The following is a 16,487-nucleotide window of genomic DNA, read 5'->3' on the forward strand; positions in this document are numbered from 1 at the left end:
GATTCAGAACGCTGCCCGTCGCCGGGGCGGGCAGTCGAGACCATGGCTGGCATGGAAATCCTCCTGCACTTTCCAGGTCAGTCGCCTTGAGATCTGCCGGACGATCTGGCGCAGCAGATGGTCCCCACTCGATTGCACCAGTTGTTCGGGCAGCATCGTGATCACCTTGGGAAGTCGGATCCAGACGCTGAGGTCGAGGTCCCACTGAACGGAGGTCGTGGAGCTCTGGTCGATCAGCTGCATGGAGGCTTGAAAGTCCACGTCGTAGTGGTCGCGTAAGACGAGCGAATGAGGAACCGTCCGCACGGTCTCGATGCGATAAAGCTGAGCGTCCTCGGGCAGCAGACGCAGAGCGATGGTCGGTTCCACCTCAAAACCGAAGTTGCCGAAGCGTCCGAGCGTCAGCGCATAGGACTGCTGATCGAGCGCCGAAACCTGCATCGGCTGCGCACAGCGCTCGAACCATCGCTGGTGATCGTTGAGATAGGACACCACCTCAGTCGTGGATGCCAGCATCTCCATCTGATCGGAGAAGCCGCTGCGGTAGCAACGCACTTGCGGGTCCGAACCATGAAGCAGGTTGTCGGGATCGGAGCGCGACAAAAGCAGCACAGAGCGGATTGAAAGGGATCAGGTCTTGTAAACCAATGTAAAGCTGAGCCGCATCACCTTTCGCTGAGCCGCATCAGTTTTTCGATCACCTCTTCAACGGCCCGGTCCGGTGTGGAGGCGCCAGAGGTGATGCCAACGGTGACTGGACCTGCCGGCAGAAAATCGGCCTCGCGACGAAGTTCCTCGGTCAGGGGCTTGTGCTCGATCGCATTGGCCCCGGCATCAAGGCGATCCGGTGTGTCGATGTGAAACGAGCGAATCCCGCGGCTGACGGCGATCTCCTGCAGGTGTGTGGTATTGGAGGAGTTGAAACCGCCGATCACCACCATCAGATCCAAAGGTTCGTCCACGAGGGAGAACATCGCGTCCTGACGCTCCTGGGTGGCATCGCAGATGGTGTTGAAGGCCACGAAATGGTCGTTGAGGTCGGCTGGGCCGTACTTGCTCAGCATCGTGCGTTCAAACAGGCGACCGATCTCTTCGGTTTCGCTCTTGAGCATCGTGGTCTGGTTGGCCACGCCCAGGCGCGACAGATCGCGGTCCGGGTCGAAGCCAGGGGAGCAGGCGGCCGAAAAGCGCTGCATGAAGGCGTCACGGTCGCCTTTGCCAAGGATGTAGTCCGCCACGATCTGGGCTTCCTCCATGTCCAGAACCACGAGGTAGGTCCCGGCAAAAGAGCTGGTGGCGAGGGTTTCCTCGTGCTTCACCTTGCCGTGGATGATCGAGGTGATCGTGTGCTTCTTGTGCTTCTCCACCGTGGTCCACACCTTGGAGACCCAGGGGCAGGTGGTGTCCACGATGTGGCAGCCCCGTTCATTGAGCAGCTGCATCTCCTGAACGGTGGCGCCGAAGGCGGGAAGGATCACCACATCACCGGAGGTGACGCCAGAGAAATCCTTGACGCCTTGTTCAACGGGAATGAACTGAACATCCATCTCGCGCAGATGGTCGTTCACGGAGGGGTTGTGGATGATCTCGTTAGTGATCCAAAGGCGCTCCGCCGGGTAGTGCTTGCGGGTCTCGTAGGCCATGGCCACGGCGCGTTCCACCCCCCAGCAGAAGCCGAAGGCCTCGGCCAGACGAACCGTGAGCCGGCCATGACTGAGCTTGTAGCCGTTGTCTCGGATGGTGCCGATCAAGCCGCTCTGATAGGCCTGCTCAAGGCTTTCAGCCACCTCCTCAGCCCGTCCGAAGCCCCGCCGGTTGTAGCGCTCGGAGTGGTGCAGGGAGCGCTTGAAGGCGTGGGTGTCCATGGAGGGCGCTGCAATGTGATGACTCTATGGGGCCTGCTGCGGTCAGCAGGCCATAAAAAAGCCCGGCCCTCAGGGCCGGGCAGTGAACTGAAACTTGAATGGAATCAGTTGTTGGTGGTGGAGAAGCCGGCGTAGGCCTCCATGCCGTGCTCGCCGATGTCCAGACCTTCGGTCTCTTCCTGCTCGGTGACGCGGATGCCACCGAACAGTGCACCGATGATCTGCCAGGCGATGAAACAGGTCACCACGGTCCAGATGGCGTAGGCCGCGGTACCCAGGGCCTGGATGCCGAGTTGTTCGATGCCGCCACCGACCAGCAGGCCGAGGGGGGAGCCATCACCCTGGACATCGAAGCCCCAGAGGCCGATCACCAGGGTGCCCCAGACGCCGCACACGCCGTGGACGGAGAAGGCGCCCACGGGATCGTCGATGCCCGAGGCATCCAGAGCGGCCACGGAGAAGACGACGATGATGCCGCCCACGAGGCCGGCGAACCAGGATCCCGCCAGGGTGAGGTTGCCGCAACCGGCGGTCACGCTCACCAGACCGGCCAGGATGCCGTTGATGATCATGGTCAGGTCAGGCTTCTTGGAGGTGATCGTGGAGATCACGGTGGCGCCGATGGCACCGCCTGCAGCGCCCAGGGTGGTGGTCACGGCCACATAGGGAACCCATTGGTCCATGGCCAGCTGGGAACCGGGGTTGAAGCCATACCAGCCGATCCAGAGGATCAGAGCGCCGAGGGTGGCGATGGACATGTTGTGGCCGGGGATGGCCTGAACCTTGCCGCCGACGTACTTGCCGATGCGGGGTCCGAGCAGGGCAGCACCCACCAGGCCAGCCCAGGCGCCGACGGAGTGCACGATCGACGAACCGGCGAAATCAATGAATTCGACGCTGCCAACGCTGTTGAGCCATCCACCGTTCCATTCCCAGCTGCCAGCAACGGGATAGATGAATGCGGTGAGCACCAGGGCGAAGATCACGAATTCGCCGAACTTGATCCGCTCGGCCACCAGTCCGGACACGATCGTTGCGGCAGTGCCCGCAAAGGCCGCCTGGAACAGGAAATCAACGGTGGGGACCAGGCCGGCGTCGCTGATGGTCTCAGCGGTGACGGTTGGATCAAAGAAAAGCCCGCCGAAGTACAGCCATCCATCAATGGCGGCATCGCCGTACATGAAGGAGTAGCCGACAAACCAGTAGGCGGTCACCGCGAGGGCGAACACAAACAGGTTCTTGGCAAGGATATTGACGGCATTCTTCTGCCGGCACATGCCCGCTTCCACCATGGCGAAGCCGGCGTTCATAAAGATCACCAGGATGGTGGCCACCAGAAGCCAGAGGTTGTTGGCGAGGAAGGCTGCGTTGAGGTCCGGCAGCTCTTCGGCCTTGGCCGACAGCGTGAAGATGCCCAGGCCCATGAGCGCCAGGGGCGCGCAGGCGAGCCAGGTCATGGCGCGGTTGGAACTGAAGCCCCGGATGCTCTTGATCAGCATCAGGGGAGCTTCCAGGAGGTTGGCCTCCTGCAAAGTTTTGCGGCGCCTCTCGGGAGGCGCCTGGAATGCAGTTGTCATGAACGAGATTGCAGAGCTGCGGGTCATGCCGGATGGTGTATCCGACTGAACGCACCCAAGTTGCATGGCCGACAGCCCCTCAATTGTTTGAGTTGATACAAAATCTCAAAGTTGTTTTAAGGGCCTGACGCCCTCCCAGAGAATTCGATCGGGTAGGAAGCGGAAGCAGCAAGGCAGCACCTCCACGCCCGCTTGGAGTGCTTCGCGGAACAGTTCTCCGTAGCGCGGATCAGCGCTGTCCCCCGGCGCGAACACCGTCACATCCGGGCGGCTCAGGCAGGGCACAAGCACTGCCCTGGCGTCAGGCAGCACTCCCATCAGTTCCACCAGATGCTTCTGGCCGCGTTCGGTCACCGTGTCGGGGAACAGGGCTGTGGTGCCATCGGTCCAGGTGGTGTTTTTCACCTCGAGATAGATCGGCCGTTGATCCGGATTGGAGTCGGCCGGGGTCAGCAGCAGATCGATGCGGCTGCGTTTGTTTTCTCCGTAGGCCACCTCGGCGCGGATGCGGGCGATCGGCCCCAGCTGACCCTCCAGGCAGCCCGCTTCGATCGTCGCCCGGATCAAGCGGTTGGGCAGCGCTGTGTTGATGCCCACCCAGCACGGTTCCTGGTCTGCTCCCGGCACCTCGGCTTGCTCCCAGGTCCAGGCGAGCTTGCGTTTGGGTGAGGGTGCATAGCGCAGCCGCACCCGCTGGCCTGGGAGCAACACTCCGGTCATCGGGCCGGTGTTGGCGCAGTGGGCGGTGATCACCTCGCCACTGCTGAGTTCCACATCCGCCAGAAAGCGCTTGTAGCGCTTGATCAGCACGCCTTCTTGGAGCGCTTCGAAGCTGAGCAGGGCGTCGCTGGGGGTCGTGCAGCCGGTCATGGCTCTAGCCAGGGAGTGCCCATGGTCTCCTGTGCTCCCACCACAATGCGGCCATCGTCTGGGGTCCGAATGGCGCGTTCACTCAAGGGCATCGCACTGGTGGTGACCCTGGGCACGCTGCTCAGCAAGGTGGGGGGGCTGGTGCGGCAGCTGGTGATCGCGGCCGCCTTCGGTGTGGGCGCCGCCTACGACGCCTACAACTACGCCTATGTGCTGCCGGGGTTTCTGCTGATCCTGCTGGGGGGGATCAATGGCCCCTTCCACAGCGCCATGGTGAGTGTGCTGAGCCGCCGTCCCCGTGAGGAGGGTTCTCACATCCTGGCGGCCCTCAACACCAGTGTGAGTGCCTTGCTTCTTCTGGTCACACTGCTGCTGGTTTTGGCGGCTGATCCCCTGATCACCCTGGTGGGGCCGGGGTTGAGCCCGGAGCTCCATGCCATCGCCACCGTGCAGCTGCAGGTGATGGCACCGATGGCCCTGCTGGCTGGTCTGATCGGCCTTGGCTTCGGATCTCTGAATGCCGCAGATGAGTTCTGGATCCCGGCGATCTCTCCATTGATGTCCAGCGCTGCCCTGATCCTGGGTGTCGGACTGCTCTGGTGGCAGTTGGGAAGTGGAATCACGTTGCCGGCTGCGGCCATGAGCGGCGGCGTGGTGCTGGCGCTGGCCACGCTGGTGGGGGCCGTGTTGCAGTGGCTGATTCAGCTGCCGGCGCTGATCCGTCAGGGACTGGCCCGGTTTCAGCTGGTGTGGGATTGGCGGCACCCGGGCGTGCGGGAGGTGTGGCAGGTGATGGGGCCAGCGACGCTGTCCTCCGGGATGCTGCAGATCAATGTGTTTACCGATCTGTTCTTCGCCTCCGGAATCGTTGGTGCTGCAGCGGGTCTGGGTTACGCCAATCTGCTAGTGCAGACACCGCTGGGGCTGATTTCCAATGCCCTGTTGGTGCCCTTGCTGCCGACCTTTGCCCGTCTCACGGCAGTCGAGGATCGCCCCCAGCTGGTGGAGCGCATTCGCCAGGGGCTGATGCTCTCCACCGCGTCGATGATTCCTCTGGGGGGGCTGTTCATCGCCTTGGGGGCACCGATCGTGGCGCTCGTCTACGAACGCGGTGCGTTCGATGCCGCCGCGGCGCAGCTGGTCACCGGACTGTTGATGGCTTACGGCCTCGGGATGCCGGTGTATCTCGGCCGGGATGTGCTGGTGCGGGTCTTCTACGCCCTTGGTGATGGAGCCACACCGTTTCGGTTCTCGATGGCTGGGATCGGACTCAATGTGATCTTCGACTGGTTGCTGGTGGGTGGACCGACCCCCTGGGGCAACCAGTCACCCTTCAATTTCGGGGCACCAGGGCTGGTGCTGGCCACCGTGGCGATCAATGCCCTCACTTGCCTGGGCCTGACGATGGCCCTGCACCGTCGACTCCAGGGATTGCCCTTGCGCCGCTGGGGGCGCGATGTGGCGTGCCTGAGCCTGGCGGGCTGGATGGCGGCGACTGTGGCCTGGGCTCTGCAGGGTTGGCTCAGCTGGCCCCAGGGAGTGGTGGGTCTGGCCCTGCAGATCGCTGTGCCCGGCATGTTTGGATTTCTCGTGTATGGCCTGTTGGGAACCGCCTACGGCATCCCCGAGGTTCAGCAGATCGCGGCCGTGGTCGGACGCAGGCTCAGGCGTCGATGACCCGTACGTCTCGCTCTTCGCGCACCTGAATCGGCAGTTCGAGTTGCTGGCGCCCCACCAACTGGGGCCCCTCCACCGAAACGATTCGCGCCTCGATCCCGAACTCCTTGAACGCCGTCTCCAGTTCCTGAATCAGTGCCTTTTCCACCTGCGCCTCAGGATCCACCACCCGGCCGATCAACCGTTCACCGAGCCGGCCGATGCGCTGACGCATCACCTCGCGGGCGTTGGTGACTTCGATGATCAGCACACCATCGGCTTCGGACGGCCGCAACCTTATCGGCAGTAGGACTCCAGGATCTCCTCGAGGTCACGAAGCTGCGCCGGAGGCATCAGGCGTGAGAGCGGCAGCTGGCTGGCTCCTCCGGCCACAGGAACCGTGACAGCCTCCAGGGCTTTGCGGGCGGCCACCGACGCTCCTTGATCCACCAGAGCACTGCATTCGATCGCCAGGGGTTTGGCCAGATCTGCATCGCCCAGATACAAATGCCAGCCCGAGATCTGGATGTAGAGGCGGTCAGCCAGGGTGGACTGCAGCTCCTGCAGATCGGCAGCCGGAAGAGACATCCTGTGGATGGCAGCTCTGCCCATGCTGCCGTCAGTCAGCCGGTTCGGCCGGTCCCGGACGCTGGATCAGCACGGCGACGAATTGAACCAGCAGCACCGTGAACCAGATCCCAGTGATCCACGGCAGTCGACCGGCGGGGAAGGGCTGACGCATCTCCTGGACAAACCATGCCCCGCTGTTCACGGCTGCGAAGACACCGGCGTGGAGACAGAGATTCACGATCCGCTCGAAATGGCGGTACGTCGGGTCGGTTGGGTCTGCAGGGCCGTACCAGCGGATCGGCATCGCGTCGATGAACTTGGATCTGCTTCGATCCTGCCGCGGCTGTGCTCCAGTTGACGACGGGACCCTCGATGGGGTCTCATGGATTCACGCCAGCGCTTGTAGCTCAGCGGATTAGAGCATCTGACTACGGATCAGAGGGTCGGGAGTTCGAATCTCTCCAGGCGCGCTTGATAACTGCCCCCATGGGCAGTTTTTTTTTGAGCCGCTGTTGTTCAACCTTCCTCCTGAAATGGTTTCTTACGATTGGCGAAGCACAACGCCCGGGCGTCATGAGCGATTCCACTGCTTCTTCAATCAACAACGGCCTTTCGACCGCCGATCCCGCGATCGCAGCCCTGATTGAGAAGGAGCAGCAGCGCCAGGAAACCCACCTGGAGCTGATCGCCAGCGAAAATTTCGCCTCACGAGCCGTCATGGAGGCTCAGGGCTCGGTTCTCACCAACAAGTACGCCGAAGGTCTTCCCAGCAAGCGTTACTACGGCGGCTGTGAGCACGTTGATGCCATTGAAGAATTGGCAATCGAGCGGGCCAAGGAACTGTTCGGTGCGGCCTGGGCGAATGTGCAGCCCCACAGCGGTGCTCAGGCCAATTTCGCAGTGTTCCTGGCGCTGCTGCAGCCCGGCGACACGATCATGGGCCTGGATCTTTCCCATGGTGGTCACCTGACCCACGGCTCGCCTGTGAACGTGAGCGGGAAGTGGTTCAACGTTGTTCAGTACGGCGTGGATCGTGAGACCCAGCGGCTGGACATGGAGGCGATCCGGCAGCTGGCCTTGGAGCACAAGCCGAAGCTGATCGTCTGTGGTTTTTCGGCTTACCCCCGCACCATCGATTTCGCTGCCTTCCGCTCCATTGCCGATGAGGTGGGTGCCTTCCTGCTGGCGGATATGGCGCACATCGCTGGCCTGGTGGCGGCTGGCGTCCACCCCAGCCCTGTGCCTCACTGCGATGTGGTGACCACCACCACCCACAAGACCCTGCGGGGTCCTCGTGGTGGTCTGATCCTCTGCCGGGATGCCGACTTCGCCAAGAAATTCGACAAGGCGGTCTTCCCCGGCAGTCAGGGTGGCCCCCTGGAACACGTCATCGCTGCCAAGGCGGTGGCCTTCGGTGAGGCGCTGCAGCCAGCGTTCAAGGCCTACAGCCTGCAGGTGGTGGCGAACGCAGCGGCCCTGGCCGATCGCCTGATCGCCCGGGGGATTGATGTCGTCAGCGGCGGTACCGACAACCACGTCGTTCTGATGGATCTGCGCTCTGTCGGCATGACCGGCAAGGTGGCTGATCTGCTGGTCAGCGATGTCCACATCACCGCCAACAAGAACACGGTGCCCTTCGATCCGGAATCCCCCTTCGTCACCAGTGGTCTGCGTTTGGGGACGGCCGCACTGACCACCCGGGGTTTTGATGTTGAAGCCTTCCACGAGGTGGCGGATGTCATCGCTGACCGTCTGCTGAATCCCGAGGACGATACCGTTCAGCAGCAGTGCCTGCGGCGGGTTGAAGCGCTCTGCCAGCGCTTCCCGCTGTATGCCGTTGAGCGCCAGCCGGCGCTTGCCTGACTGGACCAACTCCCGGTGGATAGCAGGGATCACTCTCCCTAGGATTGGATCAAATCCTTCCCTGAAAAGGGTTGTTCTGATCCAGGAGCCCGCGTGTCCCTCGCTGCCAGCCCCTTAGTGGTTGCCACGCTGAGTTTCGGGCTGGCCGCCGCGGTCACGATGGTTCTGGTGCCCATCGTGCGTTCCCTGGGACTGCGCTTTGAGCTGATCGATCAGCCTGATCCCCGCAAACAACACAACGCCCCCATGGTCCGCTTGGGTGGGATCGCGATGGTGGCTGGCTTCGGGCTGTCTCTCAGCGTGATCTGGTTGCTGGGTGGATTCGGTCTGCTGGCGCCAGCCCGCGATCAGCTGATCTGGAGCACCCTGGCTGGCTCACTCTGTTTCTTTCTGATCGGTCTTGCCGACGATCTGTTTGATCTCTCCCCCTGGCCCCGGTTGGCGGGTCAGTTCGCTGTGGCCTGCGTGATCTGGAGCCAGGGTGTGCGCATCGGAGCCATCGATCTGCCTTGGGTGAATGCATCCGGCTCAGCGATCGTTCTCAGCGACAGCCTCAGCCTTCTGGCGACGGTGATCTGGTTGGTCGGCATCACCAACGCCATCAACTGGCTGGATGGGCTCGACGGTCTGGCGGCCGGTGTGGCCGGCATTGCCGCCGTTGGCCTGATCTCGGTGAGCTTCTCTCTGCATCAGGTGGCGGCTGGTTTCCTGGCGGCGGCTCTCGCTGGCTGCTGTCTGGGATTCCTGCGCCATAACTTCAACCCGGCCCGCATCTTCATGGGCGATGGCGGTTCCTACTTTCTCGGCTTCACCCTGGCGGCGGTCAGCATCGTCGGCCCCGCCAAGGGGCTCACCACCGTCAGTCTGCTGCTGCCCTTGCTGATCCTGTCTCTGCCGCTGGCCGACATGTCAGCGGTGATCATGGGCCGACTGCGGGAGGGCCGCTCCCCGTTCCATCCCGATCGCCGCCATCTGCATCACCGGTTGCTGCGGGCCGGCTTCAGCCACCGCCGCACGGTATTGCTGATTTATGTCTTCACCCAGTGGCTGGCTGCTTTGGCCCTGGTCGTGGCCAATGCCGAAATGCGCTTTCTCTGGTTGGCCCTGGCCACAGCGATCCTGGTGGCCACTGTGGTGATCAGTCGTCGCCAGCTTCAGATGGAGCGGGCTCTCACGCAGACATCGCCGGCCCCAGCGGCCAGCGTCACGTCTTGCAGCGATCGCCGTGGCTGAAGCGGGTGTTGAGATTCTCTGTGTCGGCAGTGAACTGCTGCTGGGCGATATCCTCAACGGCAATGCCCGCTGGATTGCCGAGCGGTTGGCGGGCCTCGGTCTGCCCCATTACCGCCAGACCGTGGTGGGCGACAACCGCCAACGGTTGGCCGCGGCAGCCCGGGAAGCCAGTGGTCGTTGTCGGGTTCTGATCACCACCGGTGGTCTTGGTCCCACACCGGACGACCTCACCACCGAGTCCTTGGCCGCGGCATTTGACACGACCCTTGAGGAGCGTTCTGAGCTCTGGGCCGAGATTCAGGCGAAGCTCTCAGCGGGCGGTCGTGCGGTGGCGCCGAGCAATCGACGCCAGGCCTTCCTGCCCCGTGGTGCTGCTGTGCTGCCCAATCCCCTGGGCTCTGCCCCAGGAATGATCTGGTCGCCCTTGCCGGATTTCACGATCCTCACGTTCCCCGGGGTGCCTTCAGAGATGCGGGCGATGTTCGAGACCACGGCTGAGCCCTGGCTGCAACGTCATGGGGGTGCAACAGGGGTGTTCGTGAGCCGTCTGTTGCGCTTCAGCGGCATCGGTGAATCGACCCTGGCTGAGCAGGTGTCGGACCTGCTTGAGGGGGCGAATCCCACGGTGGCGCCCTACGCCTCCCTTGGGGACGTCAAGCTCAGACTCACGGCCTGTGGCGGCTCGGCAGATGCTGCTGCGGCCCTGTTGGATCCGGTGGAGGCCGACCTGCGCCGTCGCACCGGTCAGCATTGCTACGGCACAGACGACGACAGCCTGGCCTCGGTGGTGTTGGAGTTGCTCCAACGGTCTGGGCAGACCCTTTCGGTGGCCGAGTCCTGCACCGGTGGTGGTCTCGGAGCCGCCCTGACGGCTGTTCCAGGCTCATCCGCTGTGTTCGCAGGGGGGGTGATTGCCTACAGCAATGCGGTGAAGCAGCAGCTACTCGATGTGCCCGCCTCTCTGCTTGAGCGCCATGGAGCTGTGTCCGATCCGGTGGTGGAGGCCATGGCTGCGGGGGTGCAGCAACGGCTGGGAACCGATTGGTCCATCGCGGTGAGTGGTATTGCCGGGCCCGGTGGGGGAACCGAGGAGAAGCCCGTCGGGCTGGTGCATCTGGCGATATGTGGCCCGGATGGTTGTGTGGCCAGCTCAGAGCGATTCGGTGACCGGCGAGGGCGCGAGGCCGTTCAGCAGCTCACGGTGATCCGTGCCTTGGATCGCCTCCGACGACGACTGCTGGCTCAGTCGTAGGGTCAACGGTCCCTGCAGCAGAGCGGCTTGAGTTCCGGCACCCTCTACGACAAGGTGTGGGACCTGCATCGGGTGGCGGAGCTCCCCGGCGGATCCACCCAGCTGTTCGTGGGTCTTCATCTGATCCATGAGGTCACCAGCCCTCAGGCGTTTGCAGCACTGCGCGACAAGGGCCTGAGCGTGCGCTGCCCTGAGCGCACCGTGGCCACGGTGGATCACATCGTTCCCACCACCTCCCAGAACCGTCCGTTTGCGGATCTCCTGGCGGAGGAGATGCTCAGCACGTTGGAACGCAACTGCGCCGACCACGGCATCACCCTCAATGGCATTGGCAGCGGCCGCCAGGGCATCGTGCATGTCATCGCTCCGGAACTGGGGCTGACCCAGCCGGGCATGACAGTCGCCTGTGGCGACTCCCACACCTCGACCCATGGAGCCTTCGGCGCGATTGCTTTCGGCATCGGCACCAGTCAGGTGCGTGATGTCCTGGCCAGTCAGAGCCTGGCCATGTCCAAGCTCAAGGTCCGGCGCATTCAGGTGAATGGACAGCTGGCCGATGGCGTTTCCGCCAAGGATCTGATCCTTCACGTGATCCGGACCCTCGGGGTGAAGGGTGGTGTCGGTTTCGCTTACGAGTTCGCTGGCCCCGCGGTGGAGGCGCTGTCGATGGAGGAGCGGATGACCCTCTGCAACATGGCGATCGAGGGCGGAGCCCGTTGCGGTTATGTCAACCCCGATCAAGTCACCTTTGACTACCTCAACGGTCGAGCAGGGGCCCCCTCCGGAGAGGCCTGGGATCGGGCTGTGACCTGGTGGCGCAGCCTGGTGACGGATGCGGACGCCGTGGTGGATGACGAGGTGGTGTTTGATGCGGCCACCATCGCCCCCACCGTGACCTGGGGCATCACGCCGGGGCAGGGGCTGGGCATCGATGAATGTGTTCCGGGGCTTGAGCAGCTGGAGCCCGGTGAGCGGCCCATTGCCGAGGAGGCCTATCGCTACATGGATCTGCAGCCCGGTACCGCAATTGCCGGGGTACCGGTGGATGTCTGCTTCATCGGCAGTTGCACCAACGGCCGCATCAGTGATCTGCGGGCGGCGGCGGCTGTGGCCCGTGGTCGCCGTGTCGCCGATGGCATCAAGGCGTTTGTGGTGCCGGGTTCCGAGCAGGTGGCGAAGGCTGCGGAAGCGGAGGGACTCGATCGCGTGTTTCTGGACGCTGGCTTCGAGTGGCGTGAGCCCGGTTGCTCGATGTGTCTCGCGATGAACCCCGACCGCCTGGAGGGCCGCCAGATCAGTGCCAGCTCCAGCAATCGCAACTTCAAGGGTCGGCAGGGTTCCGCCAGCGGACGCACCCTGTTGATGAGTCCGGCGATGGTGGCAGCTGCTGCCGTTCACGGCCAGGTGACCGATGTCCGCACCCTGTCCCTTTCAACGTCGGTCTGATGAGCAGCTTCCCTTCCGGTCCCGTGAAACAGGTGGCGGGTCGAGCCCTGGTTGTCAGCGGCGAGGACATCGACACCGATCGGATCATCCCTGCCCGCTTTCTCAAGTGTGTGAGTTTCGATGCCTTGGGTGACCAGGTGTTCGCGGATGATCGCCGTGAACTCAAGGGTCAGCACCCCTTTGATCAGGAGCGATTTCAGGGGGCATCGATCCTTGTGGTGAACGGCAACTTCGGTTGTGGATCCAGCCGCGAACATGCACCTCAGGCACTGATGCGCTGGGGGATCCGTGCCGTGGTGGGCGTCAGCTTCGCCGAGATCTTTTACGGCAACTGTCTTGCCCTGGGTCTTCCCTGTGCCACAGCGTCTTCTTCAGATGTGGAGGCGATTCAGCAACGGGTGATGCAGGCCCCGGATCGGCCCTGGTCACTGGATCTGGAGGCTGAACGACTGACCTCCGACGAGCACCAGTGGGACATCTCTGTGGATGCAGGGCCGCGGCAGATGTTGCTCAGCGGCCGCTGGGATGCCACATCGCAGTTGCTGGCCCATGGCCCAGAGGTGGAGCAGTTGATGCAGGCACTGCCATACATCAACGGGTTCAGCCGTAGCTGACGGCGGTATCAGACTCTTGTGTCTATGAAAGAGACAGGGTTTGTGATTTGGGTCGATGCTTCAGCTTGGCTGGCTTGCGCTGTTGCTGGTTCTGCCGCTCGAGGCGGTGGAGCATCGGCCGGACCCTCGGGCGCGGTTGCTGGATCAGGGGGCTTGCAGGGGCTGCGATCTGCGTCGCGTTGAGCTGAGGGAGGCCCATCTGATCGGAGTCGATCTGCGGGATGCAGACCTTGAGGGGGCGGATCTGCGTGGGGCCAATCTCGAGGGGGCCGATCTCAGTGGAGCCCGTTTGGTAACGGCGGATTTGCGTGGTGCCACCCTCACCAATGCCGATCTCACGGGCACGGATCTGCGGGGTGCCGATCTCCGTTCCGCTGTGGTGATCAATGCGTTCGCCCCGGATGTGCGAACCGAGGGCATCCGCTTTGCCGGCGCCAACCTCACCGGCAGTGATCTGATCATCGGCGGTGGGGACTGATTCAGAGGGGCAGTTCGCTGTCGTCTTCGAGGAACCAGTCCGCAGGGGTGTAAGGCACGAAGGGCACGCCGCTGCCATCGAAGTTGAAGTCGTTCAGCCGGAAGCGGACGCCGCCGATGCCTTCGTAGGGATTGAAGTAAACGCCAACGTCATAACTGCGCCGTTGCCAACGCAGTTCAATGTTGGAGTTGATCACATCTCCGTAGTACTCCGATCCTGAATCGACGTTCACGTTGACACCGGTGCTGAGCAGCAGAGGACCGACGATCTGCTGCGTGATCCCGAAACCGAGCGTGCCGAAGTCAACAATCCGGTCGAATTCAAACGGGCTGGCGCCATTGCGGAGGGTGCCGCCACCGATGACGGACAACTGAGTGAAATCGAGGAAGGGTTTGCTGAACGTGCCAAGGGTCAGCGTCGGGCCACCGCTGAAGCTGATGGTTTCTTGATGGTCGCCTGCTCCGTAGAGCGCCACGGTGCTGTTCACATTGGTGGTCAGGCTGACGCCGGGTACAACAGCGACCGGGGAGTAGCGATAGGCGGCCAGAGGGCTGAGTTCGGCCGTGGATCCGCGCCAGAGGGGGATGGTGCTGGTCAGAGAGGCGAAGAGACTGCCGCGTCCGGATCGCAGCTTGCGGTTGCTGTCAAACCGTTCGGCGTAGTAGTCGCCCATGGCTCCACGGAAGAGATAGCGATGCTGGGTGTTGCCCTGCTCGAATTCGCCTTTCTTCTCGCCGTAGACGCCATAGGCCGCTTGGATATCGGTTTCACCGAGGGATCCATTCCAGGTGCGGTAGCGGTATGTGCCGAAGACGTTGGTGGTGACCTCCCCCAGGGCTCCAAGCTCGAAACTGCGCTCGATGCTTCCCCAATAGCGGCTGTTATCGAGAAAGTCATCGCCGCTGAAGCTGCTGATGTCCGCTTCGGCTCTGACTTTGGTGTCGGCGTAGCGACCGATCAGCTTCGCTTCGAGACCAAACAAGTCGCCAGGGTCGACGTCGCTGCCGCCATCGACGGCGCGCTGCACCATCACCTGGGGTTGAAGGCTGAGTTCGGTATCCGTACCGAAGTTGATCGGTTTGAGGTTGCGGCCGACGAACAGGCCATCCCTGTCGTCATTGTCGACACCGAACACCCAGCGATTTTCAACCTCCTCTTCCTTCTGGACCAGTTGCCGGCGGCTGACGGGCACAGGCAGACGCTCTTCAACGATCAGCCGGTTTCGCCGCGCTGAGATCAGCAGATCTCCATTTGGTTGTTCCCGAGCCACCACATCTTCCGCATCGACTCTGGTCTGTGCCGGCGTGAATGGGTCATTGCTGAAGCCCATCCTGTCGGCACGCCAGCCATTGGCCGTGATCTGCACCCGGGCAGCCTGAACCCGCCAACGACTGATCGTGCCATTGATCAATTGCTTGTTGCCCAGTCGCTTGAGCTGAGGCACCTTCACAACACCGAAGCGGTTCTCTTCACGGACACTGGAATTGAGCCGTCGCACGGGTACACCGCTGCGTCGTTCGATCGAAAGTGTCCCCTGAAAGTCGACGTCATCGATCCGTTGGTCGATTTCAGCGATGGCCTGGCTGCGTCGCCTCTGCTGTTCAGCGGGAGAGAGTGGCGATGCCGTCGGTTCTGGTGTTGGCGGTACGTGTGAGACGGCTTCGCCCCCATCCCCGAGAGCCGTGGACTCCAGCCGCTGACTCAGGGTGGTGGCGTTGACCCTTTGATGGCGTTCGGGATCCGGGCAGCCCAGAGGGGGCACCATGGATGTGCCAACAGGTTCCGGTCGATCCTGACCCCAGCGGTAGCGCAGTCCGAGCAGGTAAGCATTGCTGCCCTCTGTCACGCCGCTGTAGGTGCCGAAGGCTCCGGACCGGTGGTGGATCCGTCCCACGAGTGACACATCGGATGACACCGCTGCTTCCACCTCGAAGCCGAGGTAATTCAGCAGCTTGGTGTAGTTCTCTCGGAAGGTCTTCTCATACAGGCTGTAGTCGCTGTTGTAACTGATGCCTTCGATAACGCTGAAGCTCAGCCAGGGCTGCACCCACAACCGGGCTCCGATGCCAAAGATCCCTTCCCCGAAACTCTGGGCAGGAAGATCGGCGTAGGGCTTGTTCTGATTGAACTCTCCCCCAGGCTGTTGTTTGGCGATGTGGCTGAACAGGTCGGCTTCGAGCTCCACGGCCAGAGGTCCGGCGCGGAGGATCCGCTTTTGCAGGCCAACGCCCAGCACCGCCTCCGGGCGTATGGTGCCGTTGAGGAGGAAGGTGTCGCCGAATGGGGCATCGATCATCTGGCCGCCCCAGGCGGTGACGGCCCAGGGTTGCGGATGCCAGTCCGGAACAGGCGGCAGCAAGGGGGGGCAGGCCATGGGCGCCAGCTCAGATGGCGTTGTGGGCGCCTCCGCAACGCTGAAGACCCCTTGCATGTCATCCAGGTCTATGACGCCATAAACGTCATCGAGTTCACCCTCGTTGTGGATCAGGCTGTAGCGCAACGCGGATGCCTGAAACAGCTGGGAGTTGCGGGAGAGACGAACGGATCCCCGCGCAAACAACGTTTGGAATCCTGAATCAAATTCCACCCGGTCGGCCGCGAGCTGGCTTGAACCGAGTTGCACTCGAACATTTCCCTCAGCGATTGTGACGTTGCGACGAACGTCGTAGCGCTGGCGATCAGCGAAGAGCTTTAAACGCTGGGGCGGTTGAGGAGCAGGACGTTCAGCTGTTCGATCCTCTGAAATGTCCTCTGCGACTGCAGGACTCACGCATAGATCTGCACTGGACCCCAGCAACAAGAGTCCGCTGACCATTCGTGCAAGGCGCTCAGTCGCCAATGACTTTCATCAATGGGCTGCGATCCTGACAGCTCAGGAGAGCCTTCAAACAAGCAGCGGACCAGTCAACAGCGCGGACCGGTCACCCGTTGGACCATCAGTCTTCGAGATCTTTTCGGCTGGGTGTCCGGCTGGGATCGCTCGCCAGGAAACCGAAGACGAAAATACCGATGAAGAAGAAGACAACCGAGTAAACGGAGATCTTGAGGGCGAGCATGGAGACC

At 62.6% G+C, this 16,487-nt stretch carries 16 protein-coding genes and 1 tRNA gene; 8 read left to right on the forward strand and 9 right to left on the reverse strand.

Annotation, left to right across the window (positions count from 1 at the left end; all coding sequences use genetic code 11):
- Positions 1-3: 3 nt before the first annotated feature.
- The 4 genes from SynA1528_RS01380 to sfsA all read right to left on the reverse strand — a co-directional run bounded on the left by SynA1528_RS01380 (position 4) and on the right by sfsA (position 4,312).
- The gene (locus tag SynA1528_RS01380) at positions 4-612 is read right to left on the reverse strand and encodes a DUF1997 domain-containing protein (RefSeq protein WP_186587365.1); all 609 of its coding nucleotides are present in this window, start codon (positions 610-612) and stop codon (positions 4-6) included.
- A 53-nt stretch (positions 613-665) separates the two neighbouring features.
- Positions 666-1,865: a 4-hydroxy-3-methylbut-2-enyl diphosphate reductase gene (locus SynA1528_RS01385; protein ID WP_186587366.1), complete on the reverse strand. Its 1,200-nt coding sequence runs from the start codon at positions 1,863-1,865 to the stop codon at positions 666-668.
- A 104-nt stretch (positions 1,866-1,969) separates the two neighbouring features.
- The gene (locus tag SynA1528_RS01390) at positions 1,970-3,442 is read right to left on the reverse strand and encodes an ammonium transporter (protein WP_186587367.1); all 1,473 of its coding nucleotides are present in this window, start codon (positions 3,440-3,442) and stop codon (positions 1,970-1,972) included.
- A gap of 105 nt (positions 3,443-3,547) precedes the next feature.
- Positions 3,548-4,312 (reverse strand): DNA/RNA nuclease SfsA, encoded by a 765-nt coding sequence (gene sfsA, locus SynA1528_RS01395; RefSeq protein WP_186587368.1) that lies wholly within the window; start codon positions 4,310-4,312, stop codon positions 3,548-3,550.
- A gap of 69 nt (positions 4,313-4,381) precedes the next feature.
- On the opposite strand from sfsA, the gene murJ reads away from it, so the two are divergent.
- Complete coding sequence (gene murJ, locus SynA1528_RS01400; RefSeq protein WP_186587369.1) at positions 4,382-5,989, forward strand: murein biosynthesis integral membrane protein MurJ; 1,608 nt, start codon at positions 4,382-4,384, stop codon at positions 5,987-5,989.
- Here murJ and SynA1528_RS01405 read toward each other — a convergent pair.
- From SynA1528_RS01405 to SynA1528_RS01415, 3 genes are read right to left on the reverse strand one after another with little or no spacing between them, the layout of a single operon-like run.
- Complete coding sequence (locus SynA1528_RS01405; RefSeq protein WP_186588215.1) at positions 5,976-6,239, reverse strand: cytochrome-c oxidase; 264 nt, start codon at positions 6,237-6,239, stop codon at positions 5,976-5,978. The genes murJ and SynA1528_RS01405 overlap by 14 nt on opposite strands.
- A 26-nt stretch (positions 6,240-6,265) precedes the next feature.
- Positions 6,266-6,556: a DUF3181 family protein gene (locus SynA1528_RS01410; protein WP_186587370.1), complete on the reverse strand. Its 291-nt coding sequence runs from the start codon at positions 6,554-6,556 to the stop codon at positions 6,266-6,268.
- 31 nt (positions 6,557-6,587) lie between these two features.
- Positions 6,588-6,842, reverse strand: a complete 255-nt coding sequence (locus tag SynA1528_RS01415; protein WP_186587371.1) for a hypothetical protein — start codon at positions 6,840-6,842, stop codon at positions 6,588-6,590.
- A gap of 92 nt (positions 6,843-6,934) precedes the next feature.
- Here SynA1528_RS01415 and SynA1528_RS01420 point away from each other — a divergent pair.
- The 7 genes from SynA1528_RS01420 to SynA1528_RS01450 all read left to right on the forward strand — a co-directional run bounded on the left by SynA1528_RS01420 (position 6,935) and on the right by SynA1528_RS01450 (position 13,424).
- A tRNA-Arg gene (locus SynA1528_RS01420) sits at positions 6,935-7,008 on the forward strand.
- Between the two features lie 103 nt (positions 7,009-7,111).
- Entirely contained in the window at positions 7,112-8,401 is a 1,290-nt protein-coding gene (gene glyA, locus SynA1528_RS01425; RefSeq protein WP_286187853.1) for a serine hydroxymethyltransferase, read from the forward strand.
- Between the two features lie 93 nt (positions 8,402-8,494).
- Positions 8,495-9,634 (forward strand): MraY family glycosyltransferase, encoded by a 1,140-nt coding sequence (locus SynA1528_RS01430; protein ID WP_186587372.1) that lies wholly within the window; start codon positions 8,495-8,497, stop codon positions 9,632-9,634.
- The gene (locus SynA1528_RS01435; RefSeq protein WP_186587373.1) at positions 9,627-10,886 is read left to right on the forward strand and encodes a competence/damage-inducible protein A; all 1,260 of its coding nucleotides are present in this window, start codon (positions 9,627-9,629) and stop codon (positions 10,884-10,886) included. Before SynA1528_RS01430 ends, SynA1528_RS01435 begins: the two co-directional genes overlap by 8 nt.
- Before the next feature lie 27 nt (positions 10,887-10,913).
- A complete protein-coding gene (leuC, locus tag SynA1528_RS01440) occupies positions 10,914-12,332 on the forward strand; it encodes a 3-isopropylmalate dehydratase large subunit (protein ID WP_186587374.1) in 1,419 nt (472 codons plus the stop codon).
- Positions 12,332-12,946: a 3-isopropylmalate dehydratase small subunit gene (gene leuD, locus SynA1528_RS01445; RefSeq protein WP_186587375.1), complete on the forward strand. Its 615-nt coding sequence runs from the start codon at positions 12,332-12,334 to the stop codon at positions 12,944-12,946. The genes leuC and leuD overlap by 1 nt, the downstream gene beginning before the upstream one ends.
- A 55-nt stretch (positions 12,947-13,001) precedes the next feature.
- Positions 13,002-13,424 carry a pentapeptide repeat-containing protein gene (locus tag SynA1528_RS01450; RefSeq protein ID WP_186587376.1) on the forward strand — a complete coding sequence of 141 codons (423 nt, stop codon included), beginning with the start codon at positions 13,002-13,004 and terminating at the stop codon, positions 13,422-13,424.
- Position 13,425: 1 nt separating this feature from the next.
- Here the strand turns inward: SynA1528_RS01450 and SynA1528_RS01455 are convergent, their stop codons facing one another.
- Both SynA1528_RS01455 and SynA1528_RS01460 read right to left on the reverse strand, forming a co-directional pair.
- Entirely contained in the window at positions 13,426-16,239 is a 2,814-nt protein-coding gene (locus SynA1528_RS01455) for a DUF3769 domain-containing protein (RefSeq protein ID WP_186587377.1), read from the reverse strand.
- A gap of 121 nt (positions 16,240-16,360) precedes the next feature.
- Positions 16,361-16,480 (reverse strand): photosystem II reaction center protein I, encoded by a 120-nt coding sequence (locus SynA1528_RS01460; RefSeq protein WP_006172424.1) that lies wholly within the window; start codon positions 16,478-16,480, stop codon positions 16,361-16,363.
- Positions 16,481-16,487 lie beyond the last annotated feature (7 nt).

Source organism: Synechococcus sp. A15-28, assembly GCF_014280175.1.
Taxonomy (GTDB): domain Bacteria; phylum Cyanobacteriota; class Cyanobacteriia; order PCC-6307; family Cyanobiaceae; genus Parasynechococcus.

Excerpts from the sequence above, each read along its gene's own strand:
- SynA1528_RS01410 (WP_186587370.1), bottom strand. The coding sequence starts at position 6,556 with ATGTCTCTTCCGGCTGCCGATCTGCAGGAGCTGCAGTCCACCCTGGCT.
- glyA (WP_286187853.1), top strand. The coding sequence starts at position 7,112 with ATGAGCGATTCCACTGCTTCTTCAATCAACAACGGCCTTTCGACCGCC.
- SynA1528_RS01450 (WP_186587376.1), top strand. The coding sequence starts at position 13,002 with ATGCTTCAGCTTGGCTGGCTTGCGCTGTTGCTGGTTCTGCCGCTCGAG.
- sfsA (WP_186587368.1), bottom strand. The coding sequence starts at position 4,312 with ATGACCGGCTGCACGACCCCCAGCGACGCCCTGCTCAGCTTCGAAGCG.
- leuD (WP_186587375.1), top strand. The coding sequence starts at position 12,332 with ATGAGCAGCTTCCCTTCCGGTCCCGTGAAACAGGTGGCGGGTCGAGCC.
- SynA1528_RS01455 (WP_186587377.1), bottom strand. The coding sequence starts at position 16,239 with ATGGTCAGCGGACTCTTGTTGCTGGGGTCCAGTGCAGATCTATGCGTG.
- SynA1528_RS01390 (WP_186587367.1), bottom strand. The coding sequence starts at position 3,442 with ATGACAACTGCATTCCAGGCGCCTCCCGAGAGGCGCCGCAAAACTTTG.
- murJ (WP_186587369.1), top strand. The coding sequence starts at position 4,382 with ATGGCGCGTTCACTCAAGGGCATCGCACTGGTGGTGACCCTGGGCACG.
- SynA1528_RS01385 (WP_186587366.1), bottom strand. The coding sequence starts at position 1,865 with ATGGACACCCACGCCTTCAAGCGCTCCCTGCACCACTCCGAGCGCTAC.
- SynA1528_RS01415 (WP_186587371.1), bottom strand. The coding sequence starts at position 6,842 with ATGCCGATCCGCTGGTACGGCCCTGCAGACCCAACCGACCCGACGTAC.
- SynA1528_RS01460 (WP_006172424.1), bottom strand. The coding sequence starts at position 16,480 with ATGCTCGCCCTCAAGATCTCCGTTTACTCGGTTGTCTTCTTCTTCATC.